The 4,278-nt window shown below is 56.3% G+C and carries 7 protein-coding genes; 3 read left to right on the plus strand and 4 right to left on the minus strand.

Features of this window, described 5'->3' with window-relative positions; translation table 11 throughout:
- The first annotated feature begins 327 nt into the window (after positions 1-327).
- The gene (locus QP093_RS09945; RefSeq protein ID WP_070726127.1) at positions 328-516 is read left to right on the plus strand and encodes a hypothetical protein; all 189 of its coding nucleotides are present in this window, start codon (positions 328-330) and stop codon (positions 514-516) included.
- A gap of 381 nt (positions 517-897) precedes the next feature.
- Complete coding sequence (locus QP093_RS09950) at positions 898-1,095, plus strand: hypothetical protein (protein WP_285016382.1); 198 nt, start codon at positions 898-900, stop codon at positions 1,093-1,095.
- A gap of 27 nt (positions 1,096-1,122) precedes the next feature.
- On the opposite strand, the gene QP093_RS09955 is transcribed toward QP093_RS09950, so the two are convergent.
- Positions 1,123-1,497, minus strand: coding sequence for a sigma-70 family RNA polymerase sigma factor (locus tag QP093_RS09955; RefSeq protein ID WP_285016383.1), 375 nt, complete (start codon positions 1,495-1,497; stop codon positions 1,123-1,125).
- A gap of 440 nt (positions 1,498-1,937) precedes the next feature.
- Positions 1,938-2,306 carry an antitoxin HicB gene (locus QP093_RS09960; RefSeq protein WP_285016385.1) on the minus strand — a complete coding sequence of 123 codons (369 nt, stop codon included), beginning with the start codon at positions 2,304-2,306 and terminating at the stop codon, positions 1,938-1,940.
- 466 nt (positions 2,307-2,772) lie between these two features.
- Here QP093_RS09960 and QP093_RS09965 point away from each other — a divergent pair, with 466 nt between their 5' ends.
- Complete coding sequence (locus tag QP093_RS09965) at positions 2,773-3,117, plus strand: hypothetical protein (protein ID WP_285016386.1); 345 nt, start codon at positions 2,773-2,775, stop codon at positions 3,115-3,117.
- Between the two features lie 235 nt (positions 3,118-3,352).
- Here QP093_RS09965 and QP093_RS09970 read toward each other — a convergent pair whose 3' ends face one another.
- Together QP093_RS09970 and QP093_RS09975 are read right to left on the minus strand one after the other, a co-directional pair.
- Entirely contained in the window at positions 3,353-3,706 is a 354-nt protein-coding gene (locus tag QP093_RS09970; protein ID WP_070726137.1) for a hypothetical protein, read from the minus strand.
- 286 nt (positions 3,707-3,992) lie between these two features.
- Positions 3,993-4,278 (minus strand): hypothetical protein (locus QP093_RS09975; RefSeq protein ID WP_285016387.1); only part of this gene is annotated, 286 nt, incomplete at its 5' end.

Genomic DNA, 4,278 nt, shown 5'->3' on the forward strand with positions numbered 1-4,278 from the left:
ACGCGGGGGTATTTCCAGCCCGGCAGCACCGTCACGTTCCCACGGTGGCTCTTCCCCGCGCACGCGGGGGTATTTCCGGACCCGCGCCAACATCCTCGACCTCCACTTGCTCTTCCCCGCGCACGCGGGGGTATTTCCAAGTCAAGCGGCCGGAAGCGGCGATGATCCCTCTCTTCCCCCGCGCACGCGGGGGTATTTCCGAGGACACGGCTGTGAATGGTGTGTACCACTACTCTTCCCCGCGCACGCGGGGGTACTTCGCACTGGTGCTGCCTCGAACCAATTCCCGAACGCATACCTAATCCCCACAAACGGATCCGCCCTCGTATGGATCTGACGCAACACAAAGGCGGCCTGTCCGACCCGCCACCCAACACACGTCACACTCAGTTCGTCGATATTCCTGGCGTGCAGCGTTCAATGACGTGGCAGACGAATTCGCCCCAAAGGCTACAGATGCGCCACACCACCGCGGACGTTTCTCAGGTATGCGGTGTTGACGTGGTCATTGCCTAGATCACCGCCGCCGAGTCGGCCTCACCCTCGCAGAAGACGCACTAAGTGTGGAAACTGAATCAACGCACGCCCTCGTACCCAAGACAAAGAGCACATCTAGCGCATCACACAAACCAGTTCCATCACAATCACTATGTTGATCGCTCAAGAAATACTCGACCGAGTCATCCATCGCGTCCTCACCACCAAATCACCACCCACGACCAACCCACTTCCGGAAGCGACCACCGCGTCGAAGCCCACATCTACAGGGAAGGTGTCAGCGCTAGCAGGCTCCTCGACACCATCGCCAACTACCTCGCCCAACAGGTAGACGATAGAATCGACCGGAAAGTACTCGCTGGAGCCGGCGACACCGGCGACATTGTCAATATGCGACACATGGGCAGGTGCATCGTCGTCAGAACAAAAGGGTACGGCGGCTGCGTCCTACCCGGCCAATGGGGCAACGAAGCGCACACCGAGATGGGTAACGATAATGCGCCCGCGGGGACCGTTGTCGCCAACCGCCGCGCAGTCAACGGCCTAGGTTCCCAGTGGGCACTCATGACGCACAGTGACTTAGCCGTCCTTGACTAGTAGTAAGTCGGATACGGACTTATGAACTTAGGAGTTAGCGAGCTGGGAGACGCGCTGTACGGATATGCCCATGATCAATCCAATGTCACGCATAGACAGGCCCGCCTGCGTCAGGAGTTGGATTGCTTTGCGCGAAGACGCGGACAGTTCCTGTTCTGCTTCTCGTGCAGCTTTTGTGGCGTTCTTGTAGCGGTTGATTGCTTCGAGTGGGAGCCCGCAGGGTTCGATGGTGACGGTGAAGCTTTCTTCGGGCTGGCCGGTCATGAGTGTGGCGGCGTCTTTGATCATGGCTTCGAGCTGGTCGAGGCGGCGCGCTTGGGTTCCGTACTCGCGGTTGTTGATGGTGAAGTCGGCGGACCACCATCCGTCGCAGCGGGTGGCGGTTGCGTTGATGTGTGTCATTTCTGTGCCCTACTGATGATCGCTTTCGCTAGTAGCTCGTTGACTTCTCTGGGGCGTGGGAGTGATTGCCGCCTTCTGTGAGAGTGAGTGTTTCTCCTTTGGCTTTGGCGATCTTGTCGAGTTGTTTGATGAGGTCTCTCCGCTTCTTTATTATATTCTACCCCCATTGACTTATTTAAGTCAATCCCCCTAAAGAATTTAGGTAGGCGACTCATTACGACCACAGCTCACCGCACCTGCCTACGGGTGAAAAACGATTGTAAACCTGCAAGAATTGAAGCCAACACGAAAGGAGCGCGACGATGGGTGCGACACGACCAAGCACAGCCAGAAGCACCCACCATTATTGACGGCAACCCCACCGGTTCCCAACCCCGCGACAAGGAAGCGTTGTCAAGAGAAATGGCAGCTGGTCTGAATTGGCGGAAAGAATCTGGATGTTAAGAGTTGGCGAGTTGCGAGACGCGTGCGCGGGACAAGCCCATAATGTAGCTGATATCTGCCAGAGAGTAGTGATCGTCTTTCAGGGCTCGCACTGCTTTTCGGGATGCCGCGGAGGCCGCTCTGGCGGATTCTTCAGCCAGTTTAGATGCTGCGGCAGATTGCTCGACCTGGGCGGCTTGTGCTATTTCAGGGACGATCGTGATGTTCCACGTGGAGTGATCGATGTCTTCTTCCATCGTGTCGAGGTAGTCAATTACTTGCTGGCGGGCTTTGGCAAGAGTGCGCACCTGTGTCCAGATGTCGTTACCGTTCCACAGTTCCCAGCCGCCGCTCCAGCGGCGGGCAGTGATGGTTATCGCGTTCATTTTGTGTTTCTTTTGCTTGCTTCGATTGTTTTGAGTGCTTTGCGGGTGAGGCTTGGAGAGATTTCGCGGGTTTGGGTGATGGTAACGCGGAAAGGCCCGTTGGTCCATATTTCGTGGTCGCCTTTACCTTGGCGTGAAGTGAAGCCTGCCTACTTGAGGAGTGCGGTTAGTTTCCGGTACGGCATTGGCTTCGTCATAGCTAAATGATAACACCTATTAACAGTAGTGTCAAGAGGTGTGTACACCAAAAGATGGGAGACAGGTTGACGTACAAAGACACAACAAAACGACAGGAAAAAAGAGCCATCAACGAGCTATCCGACATAGCCGCATGGCTCCCACTGCTCACCGCGCAGTCACTGGCCGTGTATGGTGTCAGGTCAGCCCGCGTCACGCCAGCCAGGTGCGCCAGGCACAACGGCCTACCCTTCGGGCTCGACCACCGGATCGACCAAACCGATGACGGGTGGCCAGGTATCCGCACACACGTGGGAGCCTTAAAATCCTCTCCTCCTACGCCACGCTGATTGCCGGTGAGCGCGGCACGCACTCGACAGGCAGTCCGATAGCTGACCTGCAGCGTGACATGCCATGGGCAGCAGAACACTACCCGGATGCGGATGCTGTCCTGGACGAGATCCACCGCATCCACCACCGCATCGCCCGCCTGACCGAGCATGCTCCCATGCTCGTCGGCACGTGTGAATGTGGTGGGAGGATCTACCGGTACCCCACCAGGCGCGGGCTCACCGACCAGTCGTGGTGCAACATTTGCGACCGCCTGTATCTCACCCAGGGCGAGGCAGCCTGAACGCGGCTCCTGCATGTTGCCAGCCTAGACGTGTATGTGACGCGGCAGGACCTGAAAACAATATGGCCCACCCTCACAGACAACCGCCTCGACCTATGGGTACACCGGGGGGTCATTGAACCTAGGGCGGGTAAGCCGAAAACCTACCCTCTTGCTGTGGTCAACACGCGCATGAACGCTACCCACTCACACAATCCTGTGATAAAGTGTTAGATGTTTTGAGGGAGTAGTGCGCCTACTTGGCGAGTTGGGATACTCGCCCCGGTGAGATTCCCATGACGCTGGCAACATCGCGGACAGACATTCCAAGATCCCTGAGTGTTGCGACTGTTTTTTTCGATGTGCGTGCGAGGGCTTCTTGTTCTTGGGTGACACGGGTGCTTTTTTCATGGTATTCACGCACAATGGCGGGAACCTGCGGCTTGATAGCAACGTTCTCGACGTTCACATGTTCCATGGTGCAGATGTCGCGTATCATTTCTTCGGCGTCTTTTAAGTGGCGTGCTTGAGTGAATCGCACTCCTGCTGGTGTTTCAAATTCGAGTACCCACCATTTGCCGTGAAAGCTGGCGGTTGCGTGGATGTTCATTTGAGTCCTTTCGCTTGCTTGAGGATTTCTTTGGCCAGGTGTTCGTCTATTTCCCTATGACGGGGGACGTAGGTGACGTGGGGGCCTATTGTGATTTGGGTGTGTCGTCCGCCTTCTGTGGTGGTCATGGGGTTGCCTGTTTGCTGGGCAATGGTTTTGAGTTTCTTGAGTAGGTCTCGCCTTTTCGCACATTAAGTCTAGCTCACTAAACATTATTTGTCTACTGCGCTAAACACTTTAGGTATGCTTATATCACGCACCGGCACATCCAAGTGGGAACGAAGAGTTAATGCCCGAAATGTGTGTATGGGGTGGGCTTGTCGCGGGGTGTTGAGTGTCCTGCCCAGCCTTTTCTGATGTGTAGTGATCCGTCTTGGTAGTTGGTGTCGTAGTCGATGGCGGTGTCGTAGCGGGCTGGTGTGCCGGGGTTGTCGGCACGCGTGGTGAGGGGTTTGCGGGCTGGTGGCTGGTAGTGGCTGGTGAGGTAGCAGTCCCGCTTGTGGTTCTTGCTATGCCAAGGGTGGCAATGCTGGGGGCAAGATGAGTGAACAGGGACTTTGTTGGCCAGTAGC

Origin of the sequence: Pauljensenia sp. UMB10120, from assembly GCF_030212035.1 — a bacterium.
Taxonomy (GTDB): Bacteria; Actinomycetota; Actinomycetes; order Actinomycetales; family Actinomycetaceae; genus Pauljensenia; species Pauljensenia radingae_A.

Coding starts and splice junctions, on each gene's coding strand:
- QP093_RS09945 (WP_070726127.1), top strand. CDS start 328: ATGGATCTGACGCAACACAAAGGCGGCCTGTCCGACCCGCCACCCAAC.
- QP093_RS09950 (WP_285016382.1), top strand. CDS start 898: ATGGGCAGGTGCATCGTCGTCAGAACAAAAGGGTACGGCGGCTGCGTC.
- QP093_RS09955 (WP_285016383.1), bottom strand. CDS start 1,497: ATGACACACATCAACGCAACCGCCACCCGCTGCGACGGATGGTGGTCC.
- QP093_RS09960 (WP_285016385.1), bottom strand. CDS start 2,306: ATGAACGCGATAACCATCACTGCCCGCCGCTGGAGCGGCGGCTGGGAA.
- QP093_RS09970 (WP_070726137.1), bottom strand. CDS start 3,706: ATGAACATCCACGCAACCGCCAGCTTTCACGGCAAATGGTGGGTACTC.